Origin of the sequence: Pseudomonas syringae, assembly GCF_021605415.1 — a bacterium.
GTDB lineage: Bacteria > Pseudomonadota > Gammaproteobacteria > Pseudomonadales > Pseudomonadaceae > Aquipseudomonas > Aquipseudomonas syringae_S.
On the sequence record NZ_WKEQ01000011.1, the window covers coordinates 1 to 15938 of the forward strand.

The following is a 15938-nucleotide window of genomic DNA, read 5'->3' on the forward strand; positions in this document are numbered from 1 at the left end:
GTGAAAGATTGATGGAGTTTTCGTATTCCGCTTTGGACGACAGGGTGACTACGGATTCGGCGGTGTTGAAATCGGACATTGAAATTTCACTACTTCTTCAGCTTGAATAGAGACGAGAAAGCACGAGGTCTTTTTCAGGCCGACTAATTTAGGCGAGCGGGCCGATGTTGTCACGGGGCAACAGGTCCGGTGGTGCCAGTTTTTGCCTTGGTCTCGATTACTGAGCCGGTGTATTGAGGTTCACTGACCGCACGATCCATCGCTCTGCCGTCTGCTGCTCTATCGGTAACGAAAAGCGGAACGTCGCGCCGCGCCCCGGCATGTCCAGCAAGCGGATATCGCGCCCATGCAGTTCCAGGATGCGATGGACGATGCGCAAGCCCAGTCCGCCGTCACGTCGGGCGCCGCCAATATTGAACGGTCGCAGGAACAAGCCCTCACGCAGTTCCGGTGCGATCCCCGGACCGGTGTCACTGATGGTCACGTCCACCAGATTGTTCTGTGCGCTCAGGTCGAAAGCGATTTCACCGTCCGCTGGCGTATGGCGCAATGCGTTGTCCACCAGATTGGTCAGCACGCGTTCGATGAGGCCGAGATCGGCGCAGACGGTTGGCAGGTTGGGCGCGAAATGCGCCTTGAGTTCGATGCGTCGGGCTTCAGCGCCGAGCTCGAACTTCTGGAAAATGTCCTGCACCAGGTCAGTCAAGGAAAAGCGTTCCAGCACCGGTTGCACGAAGCCGTGCTCCAGGCGCACCAGTTCCAGCAGTGACTGAGCCAGACCGCCGACCTTGCGGCTTTGATCGAGCGCGATGCCAAGGTATCGACGACGTTCTTCCGGGGTCAGCGTCGCGTCCTTTAGTGACAGGGTTTCCAGATAGCCATGCAGCGACGCCAGCGGGGTGCGCAGGTCGTGAGAGATATTTGCCACCAGTTCACGGCGTTCCTGATCCTGGCGAGTCAGCGAACGCCACTGCTCGCCGAGGCGGGTTTGCATCTGCCGGAACGCGCTGTCGAGCACGGCGATTTCATCGTGCTCGGTCGTTTTGTCCGCAGTTGCCGGTTCGAAAACAGGCGGCGGTTGCGGAGCCCCATCAATGTCGAAATGGCTGACCTTTTCTGTCAGCCGCCGCAACGGCCGGGTGATCAGGTTGAACGCGGTGAGACCGGCAATCAGGCACAGCAACGCAACCAGTGCGATCGACAGCAGCGCCGTATTCAACGCGGCACTGGTGGCGCCGCGTTCTGCAAAACGGTCGTGCGCTTCACCGAGCAACACCACATACAGGTAACCGGCGGCTTTGCCGTTCACCTGCAACGGCGCGGCGCTGAACACCTTGCGGGCGTCGACGCTGCGCGGATCGTCGCCGAGGATCGGCAAGGGCTCATCGTCCAGCAACCTCCGGATCGGCGCCAGATCGACTTGCTGGCGACGCATGCGACCTTCGGGCGCGGCGTTACCGACAATCCGGCCTTCAGTGTCCAGCAGATACACCTCGACGCTCGGGTTCACCAGCATCAACTGGCTGAACAACTCGCGCACGGCATCGGGTTTCAGCCCGTTGCTGTCCATCAGCACGGTGTCATGGGCGATGTGTCCGGCCAGATCCCGGGACAATCCTTGCACCACTTCCAGCTCATGCATCTGGGTCGAGCGCACCTGCAGCCATGCCGACGTGCCGCAGCACACCAGCAGCAACACCGCGAACACCAGTGACAGGCGCTGCGTCAGGGTCATTGTCATGGCTGCTCTGCGCCACTGCTGAATTTATAACCGCGCCCCCAAACCGTGAGGATGCGCGAGGGTTGACCCGGGTCGGTTTCGATCTTCGCCCGCAATCGATTGATGTGTGTGTTGACCGTGTGTTCGTAACCTTCGTGACTGTAGCCCCAGACCGCATTGAGCAAATCCATGCGCGAAAACACCTTGCCCGGTTGGCGGGCGAAAAAATGCAGCAAGTCGAACTCCCGTGGCGTGAGGTCGAGACGTTGACCGTTGAGGCTGACATCGCGGGTGATCGGGTCTAGCGTCAGTCCGTCGAGGCTCAGGCTGCCGGCGTCCATCTTCAGATTGCGCGCCATTGCATCCACCCGGCGCAGCAGAGCCTTGACCCGGGCCACCAGCTCCAGCATCGAAAATGGCTTGGCCAGATAATCGTCGGCGCCCAGTTCCAGGCCGACGATGCGGTGCATTTCGCTGGAGCGGGCGCTGGTGATGATGATCGGGGTGTAGCGCGTCATGGCCCGGGCGCGACGGCAGATTTCCAGGCCGTCGACACCGGGCAGCATGAGGTCGAGGATGAGGGCGTCCCATTGACCCTGTTGCAACAGGCGCATGCCTTCGTCGCCGTCGGGGCAGTGCACGACCTCGTAATGCTCGTCACGCAGGTGCAGGCAAATGAGGTCGGCGATGTGTTGGTCGTCCTCGACCACCAGGACACGTTTTATCGGTTCCATGAAGCTCAGTCCGTTGCGGCGCAATGAGCGCATTGTGCGGGTTTTCCTCGGCGAGAGTTATCACGAATAAGTTAACTTCCCGTGAGGATTTGGCGATCAAACCAAGCCTAGGCTGTGTTCCAGATCAAGCACCTGGAATTTTTGGAGGCGGCCATGTTTTCACGGCGACAGATTCTCGTAGCGACCGGCGGGCTGGGGCTTGCGGCGCTGGTGTCGGGTGTATTGCCAAAATTGTCGACTGACGCCGCGCTGATCGGCGAGGCCCGCGCGGACGAAGCATTCGAGGTGACTCACAGCGACAGCGAATGGCGTTCGAAACTCAGTGACGAGCAGTACGCGATCCTTCGTGAGGAAGGCACCGAGCGGGCCTACACCAGTGCGTTGAACGATGAACATCGCAACGGCACTTTCGCCTGCGCCGGTTGCGACTTGCCGTTGTTTTCATCGCAGACCAAATTCGACAGCCGCACCGGTTGGCCCAGCTTCTGGAAACCTTTGGATCATGCGGTCGCCACCCGCACGGATCGTTCATTCGGGATGGCCCGGGAGGAGGTGCATTGCCGGCGCTGCGGTGGTCACCTCGGTCATGTTTTCGACGACGGGCCGAAACCCACCGGTCTGCGTTATTGCATGAACGGTCTGGCGATGACTTTCAAACCTGTGGCGGTCTGATCGGGAGTGCATAGCATGAAAACTTTCAAAACCTGGCGCCGCGTTTTGTTGGGCGTCGCGATGCTTGGGATCATCGGTCAATGTTGGGCGTTCTCTTTGGGCGGTGCCGAAGACGCGGTGGTCATTCCCCCGCCGACGCTGGATGAAATCACTCAGGCCCACACGGAAACCGCGGTGTTTGCCGGCGGATGTTTCTGGGGCGTGCAGGGCGTCTTTCAGCACGTCAAAGGCGTGCAGAATGCCGTTTCCGGCTACGCCGGAGGTGCGGCGAGTACGGCAGAGTACGGGCGTGTGAGCGAAGGCAACACCGGTCACGCCGAGTCGGTGCAAGTCACCTTCGATCCGCGCCAGGTCAGTTATGGCAGCCTGCTGCAAATCTACTTTTCGGTCGCTCACAACCCGACTGAACTCAACCGTCAGGGCCCCGACAGTGGCACGCAGTATCGTTCCGCGCTGTTTCCGGTAAACGCCGAACAGCAGAAGGTCGCCCAGGCTTACATCGCACAACTCGACGCAGCCCATGCCTTTGACAAACCCATCGCCACAAGGCTGGAAACCTACAACGGGTTCTATCCGGCCGAGGACTACCATCAGGATTTCCTGACTGAAAATCCGAGCTATCCCTACATCGTGATCAACGACATGCCGAAAATCGCGCAGTTGAAGCAACTGTTCGGGGCGCGTTATCAGAAGAAACCGGTGCTGGTGAAAAGCGGCTCATGAGGGCTGTGCTCGTTCAAGGCTTGCCCCATCTCTGCAAGACGAACTCAACAAAGCGCCGCAATTTCGGCAGACGGTAGCGATCCTGGGCGTACAGCAGATGCATGGGGCGGCTGGGTGGCAGGTAGTCGGTCATCACCGCCACCAGTTTGCCGTCGCGCAAGTCCTGTTCAACCAGCGCGTCGGGCAGCATGACGATGCCCATGCCGGTGCGCGCGGCTTGATGCAATCCGGCGGAACTGTTGATCAGCATCGGTCCGCTGACCGACACCATGACTTCGCCGTCCGGGCCGCTCAGACGCCATTGTTTTTCTACCGACTGCCAGTCATCGCCGGCAGGGTAGGCGAAAGACAGGCAGTCGTGTTGTTGCAAGTCCTGCGGCGTGTTCGGCATTCCGCGCCGGGCCACGTAGGCCGGGGACGCACACATGGTCAGCATGTAGTCGATCAGCGGCCGGGCGATCAGGTTGGACTGTTCAAAATTGCCCAGGCGAAAGGCGACATCCAGACCGTTTTCCAGCAGATCCGGCCGGCGATTGGTCAGTGCCACGTCGAGCTTGACGTGCGGGCATTGCAGATAGAACTCGCTTAGCGCGGGGGCCAAACGTTCGACTCCGAACGTCAGCGGTGCGGTGATCCGCAAGATTCCACGCGGCTCATCGAGGGCTTGTTCGGCCAGGCGTTCGGAGTCAGCCACCAGTCCAAGTACTTCCAGGCAGCGCTGATAGTAAACGCTGCCGAATTCGGTCAACCGTTGACGGCGCGTGGTGCGTTGCAGCAGTTGCACGCCAAGGCGTTGCTCAAGCGAGCGCAGGTGATTGCCGACCATGGTCGTGGACATTTCGCACTGCAATGCGGCCCCCGTCATGCTGCCGGCCTCGACCACTTTGACGTAGACGGCCATGGCCTGAAACAGATCCATTATCAAGCCCTGCTGTTAAATGATTGAAGTGATGGCGTGTTTATCCAGCTCAGGTGGCTAACCATACTGGAAAAACACCGATCTTCAATGGAGTTTGACGACATGAGCGCCGCTTGCCTGATGAGCACCTATCAACCCCTGGCCCTGAGTTTTACCAAGGGCCTCGGCACCCGACTGTGGGATCAGGCCGGGCGCGAATACCTCGACGCGGTGGCGGGCGTAGCGGTAACCAATGTCGGTCACTCCCACCCACGAATCGTGGCGGCCATCAGCGAGCAGGCGGGATTGCTGCTGCACACGTCCAACCTCTACACCATCGACTGGCAACGGCGACTGGCGCAACGGCTTACGCAGTTGTCCGACATGGAGCGGGCGTTCTTCAACAACTCCGGCGCGGAGGCCAACGAAACCGCGCTGAAACTGGCGCGCCTGTATGGCTGGCGCAAAGGCATCGAGCAGCCGCTCGTTGTGGTCATGGCCAATGCTTTTCATGGGCGCACCCTCGGCACCTTGTCCGCGAGTGACGGCCCGGCGGTGCGCTTGGGTTTCAATGAGCTGCCTGGCGATTTCATCAAAGTGCCATTCGGTGATTTGGCAGCGTTGAATCAGGTACAGAAAAAATATGGCGAACGGATTGTTGCGGTGTTGCTCGAGCCGATTCAGGGCGAAAGCGGCGTGCAACTGGCGCCGCCCGGTTACCTCAAAGCGCTGCGCGAATTGTGCGATCGGCAGGTGTGGTTACTGATGCTGGACGAAATCCAGACCGGCATCGGCCGCACCGGCCAGTGGTTTGCTTTCCAGCACGAAGGCATCGTGCCGGATGTGATGACGCTCGCCAAAGGCCTTGGCAACGGCGTGCCCATCGGCGCGTGTCTGGCGCGGGGCAGGGCGGCGGGTCTGTTCACGCCGGGCAGCCATGGCAGCACCTTTGGCGGCAATCCATTGGCCTGTCGGGTCGGCTGCACCGTGCTGGACATCATCGAGGAACAAGGTTTGCTGGAAAATGCCCGCGTCCAGGGCGAATGCCTGCTCGGCCGGCTACGCGCGGAACTGGCCGATAACCCAAACGTACTGGCGATTCGTGGACAGGGCTTGATGATCGGCATCGAACTCAAGCAACCCGTTCGCGATCTGACGCTGATTGCTGCGCGGGATCACGGCTTGCTGATCAACGTGACACGCGGAAAAACCATACGGTTGATGCCGCCGCTGACGATTGATGAGCGGGAAGTGGGGATGATTGTCAGGGGGGTGGGGCATATTCTCAGTGGTCGCTGATCTTGTTCAGTAGTGATATCTGCAACTGATAATACAAATCTCGGCTTCGTTGATGACATAGACCAACCGATGCTCGGCTGTTATTCGTCGTGACCATGCGCCGCTCAGGTTGTGCTTGAGCGGCTCGGGTTTGCCAATTTCTTCAAACGGTTGGCATTGGATTGCACTGATCAAAAGGTTGGCGCGTTTGAGAGCGGCCTTATCGTTTTGCTGAAACCATAAGTAGTCTTCCACAGTGGTTATGACGCAGAAGGGCTCACTGCGGCTGAGCCCAGTATCCTTGAAGATTCATCAAGACGTTTCTGCGATACCCTGTAGGCCTTATCTGCGGAATTTGTCGGGCAAAGGTTCGTCGGTTTGATCCGGCGCCAGCATCCGCGTTTTCTCTGCCCCCTTCACGTTGTGCTGAAAAATCTCCGTCGGCTGTCCCTCGACATTGAAATACACCTGACCGATCCCCGCTGAATTCCACAAGCGTTCACCCGCCTCGGCGTGTTCCGGAACGTACGGGACGATGCGCATGCGGCGGCGTTTGGTCAGCCAGTTCAGGGGTGAGCGTGGTGAGTACAGCCAGCGGTTGAGACGGTCGAACCATTCGAGCAGGGCTTTGGGGAATTCGTTCTTGATGCCGCTGCTGGTGATCTGCCAGATGCGTGGCCCGGCCCTGCGGTGTCGGATCAACACTTCGTACACGAAGGAGTAATGCACATCGCCGGACAGAATCACGTAACTGCCCGGTGTACGCGAGTGTCGGAAAATGTTCAGGATCACTTGCGCGGCGCCGCGATGGGCCATCCAGTTTTCCGCGTCCACTAACAATGGGAAACCGCACCAACTGAAGACGCGCTGGATGGTTTCGATCAGCTTCACACCGAAGATCGGCGCGGGTGAGACGATGATCGCTGACGGATGATCGAGCAGTTCTTGCTGCAGCTCGCTCAAGGCTTCCCAGTCGAGCAAGCCCGAGGGTTGCTTCAACGCAAATTCGCTGCGCCAGCGCCGGGTTCGGGTATCGAGTACCACCAGTGCCGGGCTGCTTGGCAAGACGAAATGCCATTGCTGGAAGCGCAGCAGATCGTCGATCAGGGCGTCCTGAACAGGGCTGTCGAGATAATGATCGTCGCCACTGGCGCTCAATGCCCCGGTTTTCTCCAGCATCGCGCCGAAAGCATCCGGGTTGTTGCCCCAGCCTTGGCACAACATGTAAGCGATCAACGCGTTGCCGATGATGCGTTTGGAGAAGGGATGGCCGTAAGCCGTTTCCTCCCATTGCGCGGAAAGATTCCAGTCGTCGGTGATGTCGTGGTCGTCGAAAATCATCAGGCTCGGCAGATGGGCCAGAGCGCGTGCAACATCGCCGAGGCCTGCTTCGAAAGCGTTGATGCGCGACTGTTCCAGCACGTAGCGTTTCATACGCTCAGGCGTGAGGGTCGGCGGCTGCGGCGCAATCAGCGTCCACGGCGTTGGCGACCAGACCAGCAGGTACATCGCGATCACTTCGGCGAACGTCACCAAATGATTATCGGCGCTGCTGCTGGTGAAAATCGGCTTGCGCGCCCCGCCGAAAAATCGATCGCGCAAGGTTTCGTTGCTCTCAAGCGCCGGTAACAAATCCGCGCGATGGTAGTAACTGGCGGGGTGCTCGTAGAGGGCCGCGCTGTCGCTGACCACGGCGCCTTCGAGGTGCTCGTCGAAGAGACCCAGGCGTGCGATCAATGCGTGAATCGCCCGCAACATAGGGCCGGCCACATCGTCGGCGTAGACCTGATCGCCACTCATCATCAACAGGGCTGGCCGTTGTTGCGGATCAGTTTCTGCGGCGAGCAATCGGTCGACGCAGAGCAGGCCGTCGGCGGCCGGATGATGCGGCTTGCGGCAGGAACCATGCAGCAGCTGATCGATCCGCGAACGCACAACGAAATTCGGGCACAGGGCTTCGCCGTAGAGCAGATGCGGTGCCCAATCGGCGATCTGTAGGTTGCCGTCAATCAGCAGGTCATAGTCGATGCGGGTATCAAGGGGCAGGGGCGTATCGAGGGCGACGTCAATGAGGTGGATAAATGCGTGATCGCCTACAGGAATAACGGTGCATTTCGTAGCATCCAGCGGTATGTCGCCGACACCTTGCAAACGCAATGTCAGTGCCAGCGACCGCGTGGCAACCAGCCACAGCACCAGCCGTGAGGGCTCCAGCCTGCGCAACAGCGGGCCGGCCAACACGGCGGGGAGGGTGGTTACATCATCAGGTGATCGAGACATCTGGATTCAAGGCTCCTGGCGCGCTGGCCGGCGATCATAGCGCAGCCGGCGCCGCCTGCCCTTAATCGAGGCTTAAAGACGCGGTCTTTTCCAGCGTCATTCAGATGATGAGAGCGGCATATTCCGCTCTGTCGACTGGAAGAAACGGGTAGGCGCGGATAGGTTTCCTGCGTAGATTCGCGTACTGAAAATGCATCGCTGAGTTGTAGAAATATACGGATGTTTTTGGTTATTCAGAGGATGGACAGATGATCGACTTCAACAACAAGGGCTTCTTCAAGCTCAAGCAAAACGACGAATACGCCGAACGCGTAACCGCGCTTTTATTGGACGGGGAAGAGGTGATTGACTCGTACAAAGCCATGCGCGACGGCGTGGTGTTCACCAACAAACGCATCATCGCGGTCAATGTTCAGGGCATCACCGGAAGCAAGAAAGACTTCACGTCACTGCCTTACAAAAACATCGTCGCGTATTCGGTTGAAACGTCCGGCACGTTCGATCTGGATTCGGAGCTGGAGATTTACTTCTCTTCACTGGGGAAAGTGAAGTTCGAATTCACCGGGAAGACCTCGATGGTAGAGATTTCCAGGCACATCTCCAGGCATCTGCTGTCGTAGCCACGCATTCACTGGATATCCTTCAGGTAATCCTTGAGCGCAATCAAAGGAGCATCCAGTGCCTCCAGCGATTGCGCCTCACTGAACTCGGCTGACAACTTGTTCAGCTCTCGCCCCAAAGGTTTGTCCACGCCGCCCAAAGCATCCAGCGCCAGTGCCAGGCATTCATTTACTTTAAAGCGAATGGTGTCGATATCGGCGCGGCGAACCAGCAACTCGAACACGTCTTTCTGATAATCGCCCATGACAAAGTCATCCCGCAAAATAGGGCTTAGACCTTCTTCCTCGTAAGCGAGCTTGAGCGAGAAAAGGGCGACTGTTTCCAGTGACGAGTGCATGGTGTTCCCTTGAACGTTGGCATCCATTAGTCAGTTGCCAGCAGCTCTTTGACTTTGGCAATGATCAGTTCGATGTTGAATGGCTTTTCCAGCACGGCATCAAACAGATCCGATCGCTGCATGCCGATGTGCGCCTGCGCGCCGCTGATCAGAATAATCGGTACCTGATGCACAGAAGGCGTCGCCCGTACAGATTTGGCAAACTCCAGACCGTCCATCACCGGCATCATGAAGTCGGTGATGATCAGGTCTGGACGTTCTCTGTCCAATACTTCGAGGCCTTTGCGGCCGTTGCTGGCTTTCACGACCATGAAGCCTTCGTCCTCCAGGGCATAGCCGAGAATGTCAGCGATCAAATACTCGTCGTCGACTACCAGAATGGTGGTCATGATAATCCAACCCGCTTAAGACTTTATTGTGTTGAACCTGACAGCGAAGAATCCGCGTGGGCTGAGGGTTCATTTCGCGAAGCCTTTTTCAGGTCGACGTTGTGGTCGCTGATGACCACCTCGAATCGCGAGGGGTCATATGCGCTATCCCGTACCTTGAGAATCGAAAGTGTCCTTTTAAGTTCAGCGTCATGTTCAAGGAAACGCATCAGCATCAGATTGTCGACGATACTCGACAGGTCAGAGTTCGGTGAACTGACCTCTGAACCGAAGACGTCGCGCATCTCCCAGGACGCGAATACCGTCACACCCCTGGCGCGAAGTTCGTTCATCAGCGCGCTGTAAAAATCAGTGATCCGAGCCGGATTTGTCGATACCCGCGTCATGCCGCTCAGGCTATCGATGAACACACGCTTGATGTCTTTTTCCTCGACGAGGTTAAGCAGGCGCGCGCCAAGCCCGTCCAACAGACCTTCGGTCGTCGCTTGCCAAGCGATCGTCAGCGCGCCGCTGGCTTCCATGGCGGCGATGTCGATGCCCAGCGATTGTCCTTTAAGGCGTAACCGCTGGGGGCTCTCGTAAAACCCGAAGTGCAGGCCCGGGGCTTCGACTGTCGACTCGCTCAAGAACTTGAGCCCCAGCGTGGTCTTGCCGATCCCGGACGGGCCCATGATCAGCGTCACGCTGGAGGTGTGCAGGCCGCCGCCGAGAATGTTGTCGAGCGACGCGACGCCGCTGGGAATGCGCGTCATGTCGGCGCTGTCCGGCGCCGAAGGACGGCTGTAGAGACTTTCCAGACGCGGGTACACGATCAGCCCGTCATCGGTGATTTCACATTCATGCAAACCAGTCAGCGCGCCGCTGCCACGGGTCTTGCGCAACTGGATACGTCGCACCGAACGCGTGCCGTAAAGCTCTTCGCCCATCTCGATCACGCCATCGACCATGGTGTGCTCGGGGCTGCCATCGTCTAGCCGCGAGCTGGTCAGAAAAAGCACGGTGCAACCTGCGAAGGCGGCATGCCCTTGCAGCTCTGAAATGAATTTCTTGGTATCGATCGGCGAATCAGCCTTGGAACGGGCATTGAGCAAACCGTCCACCACCATCACCGTCGCCTTCTGGCGACTGATCTCGCGGCGAAGCAGTTTCACCACCTCGTCCAGGCCTTCGTTCTCCAGCGTGTCAAACGCACTGACAAACTGAATCTCCGCCCCGACGCGGGACGAATCGAAAAAGCTCAAGGTCGATAGAAACTGAAAGAGACGGTCATGGGATTCCGCCAACAACGTCGCGACCAAAACCCGGCCGCCGTTGCGGGCATGATGAAACCCGAGCTGATTGGCGAGAATCGTTTTACCAGACCCCGGACGCCCCTGAATGATATAGGAAGAGCCCGACACCAGCCCGCCCTTCAGCAGCGCATCCAGGCCTTCGATTCCGCTCTGAAGGCGATTTAGCTTTTCCACAATGCGACCCTGACCTGAAAAAACACGTTGTTTAACCAAAGGATAGGATGCTACCGACATTTCAGCGCCGGGGCTATCCGCTGTCCTGTGGGAAGTGACTGCTGATAGAACGTGTGACATTGGGGGACGCGATAGATTCGGTGCGTTGCGGTGAATGATTTGTTTAATTTTTTGCCGCGCCCAAGGGCGTCTCATTCACAGAACCATCCGCTATGGAATTTCGTTTTCAGTGTTTATGTCTGTGATGGATGTCGGGATAGTGCCGATGGTTGTGTGTTATCGGCGAGTGTTCATGGACGTGGCTATGAGGTTGCGATCCGTCCCAATCGAACGCGTGTATATGTTGGTGGTGCTCGTCGTGAACGTGCGGGTGGTCATGTATCTGCGGATCGTGATGATGTTCGTGCGAATGACGCTCTGTGAGATGGATCCAGACACCGATCCCCATCAGTACCGCAGCCACCCAAAACACCCAGGACACGGCTTCGCCCAGAAACAGGATTGAAATCGCCGCTCCCAAAAATGGCGCCGTAGAGAAATACGCCCCCGTCCGTGCCGTTCCAAGCCCTCGCAACGCCAGCACGAAAAGTACCAGGCTGACGCCATATCCCAAAAAGCCCACCAGTAGCGTTGGGCCGAGCAGAGACAAATCGGGAAGGTGCATGCCAAGGGCTAAGGCCAGTGTGCAGTTGACGACGCCGGCAACCAGTCCCTTGAAACCTGCGATGAACAAGGCATCTGACGCTGAAACTTTTCGGGTCAGGTTGTTATCGATGGCCCAGCAAAGACACGCGATCGTGACCGCGACCGGGCCAACCCATCCATGCATCTCGGCCGAGGTTTGTGGCAACCCCAGCAAAACGCCTCCGGCAACGATCGCGATCATTCCGATGACGATCCGCTTGTCAGCGTTTTCCTTGAAAACCATCCAGGCGAGCAGGGCTGTCAACACAGCCTCAAGGTTCAGCAGCAGCGACGCCGTGGTGCCCGACGTTAAGGTAAGACCGAACATCAAAAACACCGGCCCCAACACACCGCCAAACGCAATCGCGCCCAAAAGCCAAGGCCATTGCGATGAACCTAATCCGGCAGGCTGCCAGCCGCGATCACGGATGAGTCTGCACGCGGTCAAGCCCAGACCGCTTCCCAGATACAGCAGGCCGGCGAGCAAGACAGGGGAGATGTTAAGCCCCAGCACTTTGGCCAGAGGAGTACTGGCACCGAAAAGTGCTGCTGCACCCAGAGCATAAAAAATACTTCTGGTCATCATCCGATCCGTAGCAAGAGTATCGAGAGAGAACACGATACCCGTCGCGGCTGGATAACGCATCGTGTCGCGATAGAGACACGGAGCCCCAAGCCCACAAGATTTATCTGTGCCCGAGAAACAGGTCGGTCTGATAAGCAGTGTAAGGGTAACCGTCTGGCCAACTCACCTCTCAGCACACAGACCAGCTCAGACAAGAACGGGTGGAAAACAAAGCCTTGCCCGCAGGTATACCCATTGAATAAGCCTATATCTGACGTAGCTCATGCGGAGCTTGGCAGCGGGTCGCAATCGACGATGGCTTCATTGTATACTTCTGCTCCGCATACCCCTTGAGCTACAGGAACATCAGCATGACTGTACTCCAAACGATCTACTGGCAGCCTACGCCGCCTTAGCGCTACGCCCCCTCGCAACAACCTGCTTCCGCTAGCCTCGCTCGCGGGTGCGCACTGCTGTACGCCTGGTTATACGCCTTAAGCACACAGCAAAAAAATCCTCAAAATTTGAATTTGTATCGATTCGCTCGCCATTCCCTTGGCGTGCGCGATGCTTTGCCTTGGATATTTTCTATGCTGCAAAAACTTAGACAAACGTGGTTTTCCAACGTCCGTGGAGATGTGCTCGCGGGGCTCGTAGTCGCACTTGCGCTGATCCCTGAAGCCATCGCCTTTTCCATCATCGCCGGCGTTGACCCAAAGGTCGGACTTTACGCCTCCTTCTGTATCTGTGCTGTTATTGCCTTTGTCGGCGGTCGTCCCGGCATGATCTCGGCGGCTACCGGCGCCATGGCACTTCTCATGGTCACTCTGGTTAAAGAGCACGGACTTCAGTATTTGCTGGCAGCCACGTTGCTCTGTGGGGTACTTCAAATCCTCGCGGGTTACCTGAAGCTAGGTTCGCTGATGCGCTTCGTCTCTCGCTCTGTGGTCACGGGTTTTGTGAACGCATTAGCGATTCTGATTTTTATGGCGCAGTTACCTGAATTGACCAACGTGACCTGGCACGTCTACGCGATGACCGCAGCGGGCCTTGGAATCATCTACCTGTTTCCGTATATACCTAAGATCGGCAAGCTGGTTCCCTCACCACTGGTGTGCATCCTGACCCTGACTGCCATCGCCATTTATCTGGGGCTAGATATCCGTACCGTGGGGGACATGGGCCAACTGCCGGATACGCTGCCGATTTTTCTGTGGCCTGAAGTGCCGCTGAACTTTGAAACCCTGCGCATCATCTTTCCTTACTCCGCTGCGCTGGCAGTTGTAGGCCTACTGGAGTCGATGATGACCGCGACCATCGTCGACGACCTGACCGATACCACCAGCAACAAAAACCGCGAGTGCAAAGGCCAGGGTGTGGCCAACATCGCTGCCGGCATGCTTGGCGGCATGGCAGGTTGCGCCATGATCGGCCAGTCGATCATCAACGTGAAATCTGGTGGCCGCACCCGTCTCTCGACATTGTGTGCCGGCGTTTTCCTGCTGCTGATGGTGGTATTTCTTGGCGAATGGCTCTCCAAAATCCCTATGGCGGCACTCGTGGCTGTGATGATTATGGTGTCCATCGGCACCTTTAGCTGGGATTCCTTGCGCAATCTGAAAGAGCATCCGCTGTCGACCAACCTCGTCATGGTGGCGACCGTCGTGGTCGTCGTGGCCACTCACAACCTGGCCTACGGCGTACTGGTAGGTGTGCTGCTGGCTTCGCTGTTCTTTGCCAATAAGGTTGGGCACTACCTGGATATCAAGAGCACTCTGGAAGAGACGGAATCGCATCGGACTTACCGCGTCGTGGGCCAGGTGTTCTTTAGCTCTGCGGACAAGTTCACTGAAGTTTTTGACTTCAAGGAAGCGCTCAACAAAGTCACCATCGATCTCACACAAGCGCATTTCTGGGATATCACCGCCGTCGCAGCGCTGGATAAGGTCGTGATCAAGTTCCGCCGTGAAGGCGCTGAGGTTGAAGTGCTCGGTCTCAATGAAGCCAGCACAACAATCGTTGACCGCTTCGGCGTGCATGACAAACCCGGTGCCATCGACAAGCTCATGAGCCACTAAGGAGAACGACAATGACCCACGTAATGGCATGCATTGATAACTCACAATCCTCATTGGCGGTCTGCGATTACGCAGCATGGGCCTCGCAACGACTCAGCGCTCCCCTGACCTTGCTCCATGTGCTGGATAGGGAAAAATATCCTGCATCCGCTGACCTCAGCGGCAATATCGGTCTCGGTAGCAGAGAACATCTACTGGAAGAGTTGGCCACGCTGGATGCGCAGCGTGCAAAACTGGCCTTGGAGCATGGGCAGCACATGCTTGAAAAAGCTCGCGAGCGAACAGTCATCTCTGGCGCCATGTCACCTGATCTGAAGCAGCGCCATGGCCATCTCGTCGAGAGCCTGAGCGATCTCCAAGACGATATTCGATTACTGGTGATTGGAAGAGTCGGTGAGGACAGCACGCGCAGTGCCCAAAGTCTTGGCAGCCAGATTGAAGCGGTAGTCCGAACAATCCACCGCCCCATCCTGATTACAACCAGCCATTTCAGGAAACCTGAAACGATCATGGTGGCATTTGACGGCAGCGCTACAGGCCACAAGACCGTACAGATGCTTGCTTCAAGCCCGCTGTGCGAAGACCTGCCAATTCATATCGTCATGGTTGGTACGGACTCTGAAGAAAACCAGAACGAGCTGGAGAAAGCACGAACCACACTTGCCTCTTCTGGCCCGCTAGTGCATGCCGAGATCCGCCCAGGCGAAGTAGAGTCGGTACTTCCTGCGTATCAGGCAGAGCACGGCATTGACCTCTTGGTCATGGGGGCGTACGGGCACTCACGCATCAGGCAGTTTCTGGTAGGCAGCACGACCACGACGATGCTACGAACATCCACTTTACCCGTATTGCTGCTTCGCTGAGCCAGTTCCACTGGCCACAGTATTTCCAGAACTGCGGAAATGCCGTGGCCACCCTGGACGATGACTAACTGATTTTGCCGTAACGAGACCACATGCAACTCATAACTGAAATTGTTCACCCCGAGCTGAAATCCAAACAGGGCAGAGTATTCCGTCGACATGCAGCACGCGGCATCGTGATGCGGGATGAACAGATCCTGTTGCTGTTCACCGAGCGCTATAACGACTTCAGCTTTCCTGGAGGCGGCCTTGATGGTGACGAGGACATTGTCACAGGCCTGAAGCGTGAGCTTGAGGAAGAGACTGGTGCTCGTGACATAAAGGTGCTCCAGCACTACGGTTACATTGAGGAGTACCGGCCCTACTGGAAGCCACAGTACGATCTGATGCACATGACCTCGCATTTTTATCAATGCGAAGTAGCGCCCCAGCTAGAGCCCGTGAGAATGGAAAGCCACGAAATCGCTAATGGTATGCGGCCTGTCTGGATCAACCTGCATGAAGCCATCACGCACAATGAAGCCGTTATGCAGCGTCACGAGTCTTCGATGGGGCAATCAATTCTGCGCGAAACCTATATGCTGAGAAAAGTCGCTTCCGAATTGTTGATGCAAGTCAGCCTTTGAGCTG

Annotated in this window: 16 protein-coding genes; 7 read left to right on the top strand and 9 right to left on the bottom strand. The window is 57.4% G+C overall.

The features are described 5' to 3' along the window. Nucleotides 1-217 precede the first annotated feature (217 nt). Together GIW69_RS10050 and GIW69_RS10055 are read right to left on the bottom strand one after the other, a co-directional pair. On the bottom strand, nt 218-1741 hold the full coding sequence (locus GIW69_RS10050; protein WP_236482197.1) for a sensor histidine kinase: 1524 nt from the start codon (nt 1739-1741) through the stop codon (nt 218-220). Continuing rightward, complete coding sequence (locus GIW69_RS10055; protein ID WP_236482392.1) at nt 1738-2454, bottom strand: response regulator transcription factor; 717 nt, start codon at nt 2452-2454, stop codon at nt 1738-1740. Before GIW69_RS10055 ends, GIW69_RS10050 begins: the two co-directional genes overlap by 4 nt. Before the next feature lie 153 nt (nt 2455-2607). Between GIW69_RS10055 and msrB the strand changes: the two genes are divergently transcribed. Together msrB and msrA are read left to right on the top strand one after the other, a co-directional pair. Next, nucleotides 2608-3126, top strand: a complete 519-nt coding sequence (msrB, locus tag GIW69_RS10060; RefSeq protein ID WP_236482198.1) for a peptide-methionine (R)-S-oxide reductase MsrB — start codon at nt 2608-2610, stop codon at nt 3124-3126. 15 nt (nt 3127-3141) lie between these two features. Continuing rightward, nucleotides 3142-3849, top strand: coding sequence for a peptide-methionine (S)-S-oxide reductase MsrA (gene msrA / locus GIW69_RS10065; protein ID WP_236482200.1), 708 nt, complete (start codon nt 3142-3144; stop codon nt 3847-3849). Between the two features lie 13 nt (nt 3850-3862). Here the strand turns inward: msrA and GIW69_RS10070 are convergent, their stop codons facing one another. Beyond that, nucleotides 3863-4768: a LysR family transcriptional regulator gene (locus GIW69_RS10070; protein WP_236482202.1), complete on the bottom strand. Its 906-nt coding sequence runs from the start codon at nt 4766-4768 to the stop codon at nt 3863-3865. 102 nt (nt 4769-4870) lie between these two features. Between GIW69_RS10070 and GIW69_RS10075 the strand changes: the two genes are divergently transcribed. Beyond that, nucleotides 4871-6046, top strand: coding sequence for an aspartate aminotransferase family protein (locus GIW69_RS10075; RefSeq protein ID WP_236482204.1), 1176 nt, complete (start codon nt 4871-4873; stop codon nt 6044-6046). Between the two features lie 6 nt (nt 6047-6052). On the opposite strand, the gene GIW69_RS10080 is transcribed toward GIW69_RS10075, so the two are convergent. Further along, nucleotides 6053-6289, bottom strand: a complete 237-nt coding sequence (locus GIW69_RS10080; RefSeq protein ID WP_236482394.1) for a Txe/YoeB family addiction module toxin — start codon at nt 6287-6289, stop codon at nt 6053-6055. 78 nt (nt 6290-6367) lie between these two features. Then, entirely contained in the window at nt 6368-8305 is a 1938-nt protein-coding gene (locus GIW69_RS10085) for an alkaline phosphatase D family protein (protein WP_236482206.1), read from the bottom strand. A 248-nt stretch (nt 8306-8553) separates the two neighbouring features. On the opposite strand from GIW69_RS10085, the gene GIW69_RS10090 reads away from it, so the two are divergent. Next, complete coding sequence (locus GIW69_RS10090) at nt 8554-8925, top strand: PH domain-containing protein (RefSeq protein WP_236482208.1); 372 nt, start codon at nt 8554-8556, stop codon at nt 8923-8925. Nucleotides 8926-8933: 8 nt separating this feature from the next. On the opposite strand, the gene GIW69_RS10095 is transcribed toward GIW69_RS10090, so the two are convergent. The 4 genes from GIW69_RS10095 to GIW69_RS10110 form a co-directional block, all read right to left on the bottom strand. Continuing rightward, nucleotides 8934-9263: a hypothetical protein gene (locus GIW69_RS10095; RefSeq protein WP_236482396.1), complete on the bottom strand. Its 330-nt coding sequence runs from the start codon at nt 9261-9263 to the stop codon at nt 8934-8936. A gap of 26 nt (nt 9264-9289) precedes the next feature. Further along, entirely contained in the window at nt 9290-9652 is a 363-nt protein-coding gene (locus GIW69_RS10100) for a response regulator (RefSeq protein WP_236482210.1), read from the bottom strand. A 23-nt stretch (nt 9653-9675) separates the two neighbouring features. Further along, nucleotides 9676-11118 (bottom strand): ATPase domain-containing protein, encoded by a 1443-nt coding sequence (locus tag GIW69_RS10105; RefSeq protein WP_236482397.1) that lies wholly within the window; start codon nt 11116-11118, stop codon nt 9676-9678. Nucleotides 11119-11344: 226 nt separating this feature from the next. Further along, nucleotides 11345-12385: a DMT family transporter gene (locus tag GIW69_RS10110; RefSeq protein WP_496570909.1), complete on the bottom strand. Its 1041-nt coding sequence runs from the start codon at nt 12383-12385 to the stop codon at nt 11345-11347. 572 nt (nt 12386-12957) lie between these two features. On the opposite strand from GIW69_RS10110, the gene GIW69_RS10115 reads away from it, so the two are divergent. The 3 genes from GIW69_RS10115 (at nt 12958) to GIW69_RS10125 (ending at nt 15934) form a co-directional block, all read left to right on the top strand. Continuing rightward, nucleotides 12958-14445 (top strand): SulP family inorganic anion transporter, encoded by a 1488-nt coding sequence (locus GIW69_RS10115; RefSeq protein ID WP_083376071.1) that lies wholly within the window; start codon nt 12958-12960, stop codon nt 14443-14445. A gap of 11 nt (nt 14446-14456) precedes the next feature. Next, a complete protein-coding gene (locus GIW69_RS10120) occupies nt 14457-15308 on the top strand; it encodes a universal stress protein (protein ID WP_236482211.1) in 852 nt (283 codons plus the stop codon). Between the two features lie 92 nt (nt 15309-15400). Continuing rightward, the gene (locus tag GIW69_RS10125; RefSeq protein ID WP_236482213.1) at nt 15401-15934 is read left to right on the top strand and encodes an NUDIX domain-containing protein; all 534 of its coding nucleotides are present in this window, start codon (nt 15401-15403) and stop codon (nt 15932-15934) included. The last annotated feature ends 4 nt before the right edge of the window (nt 15935-15938 follow it).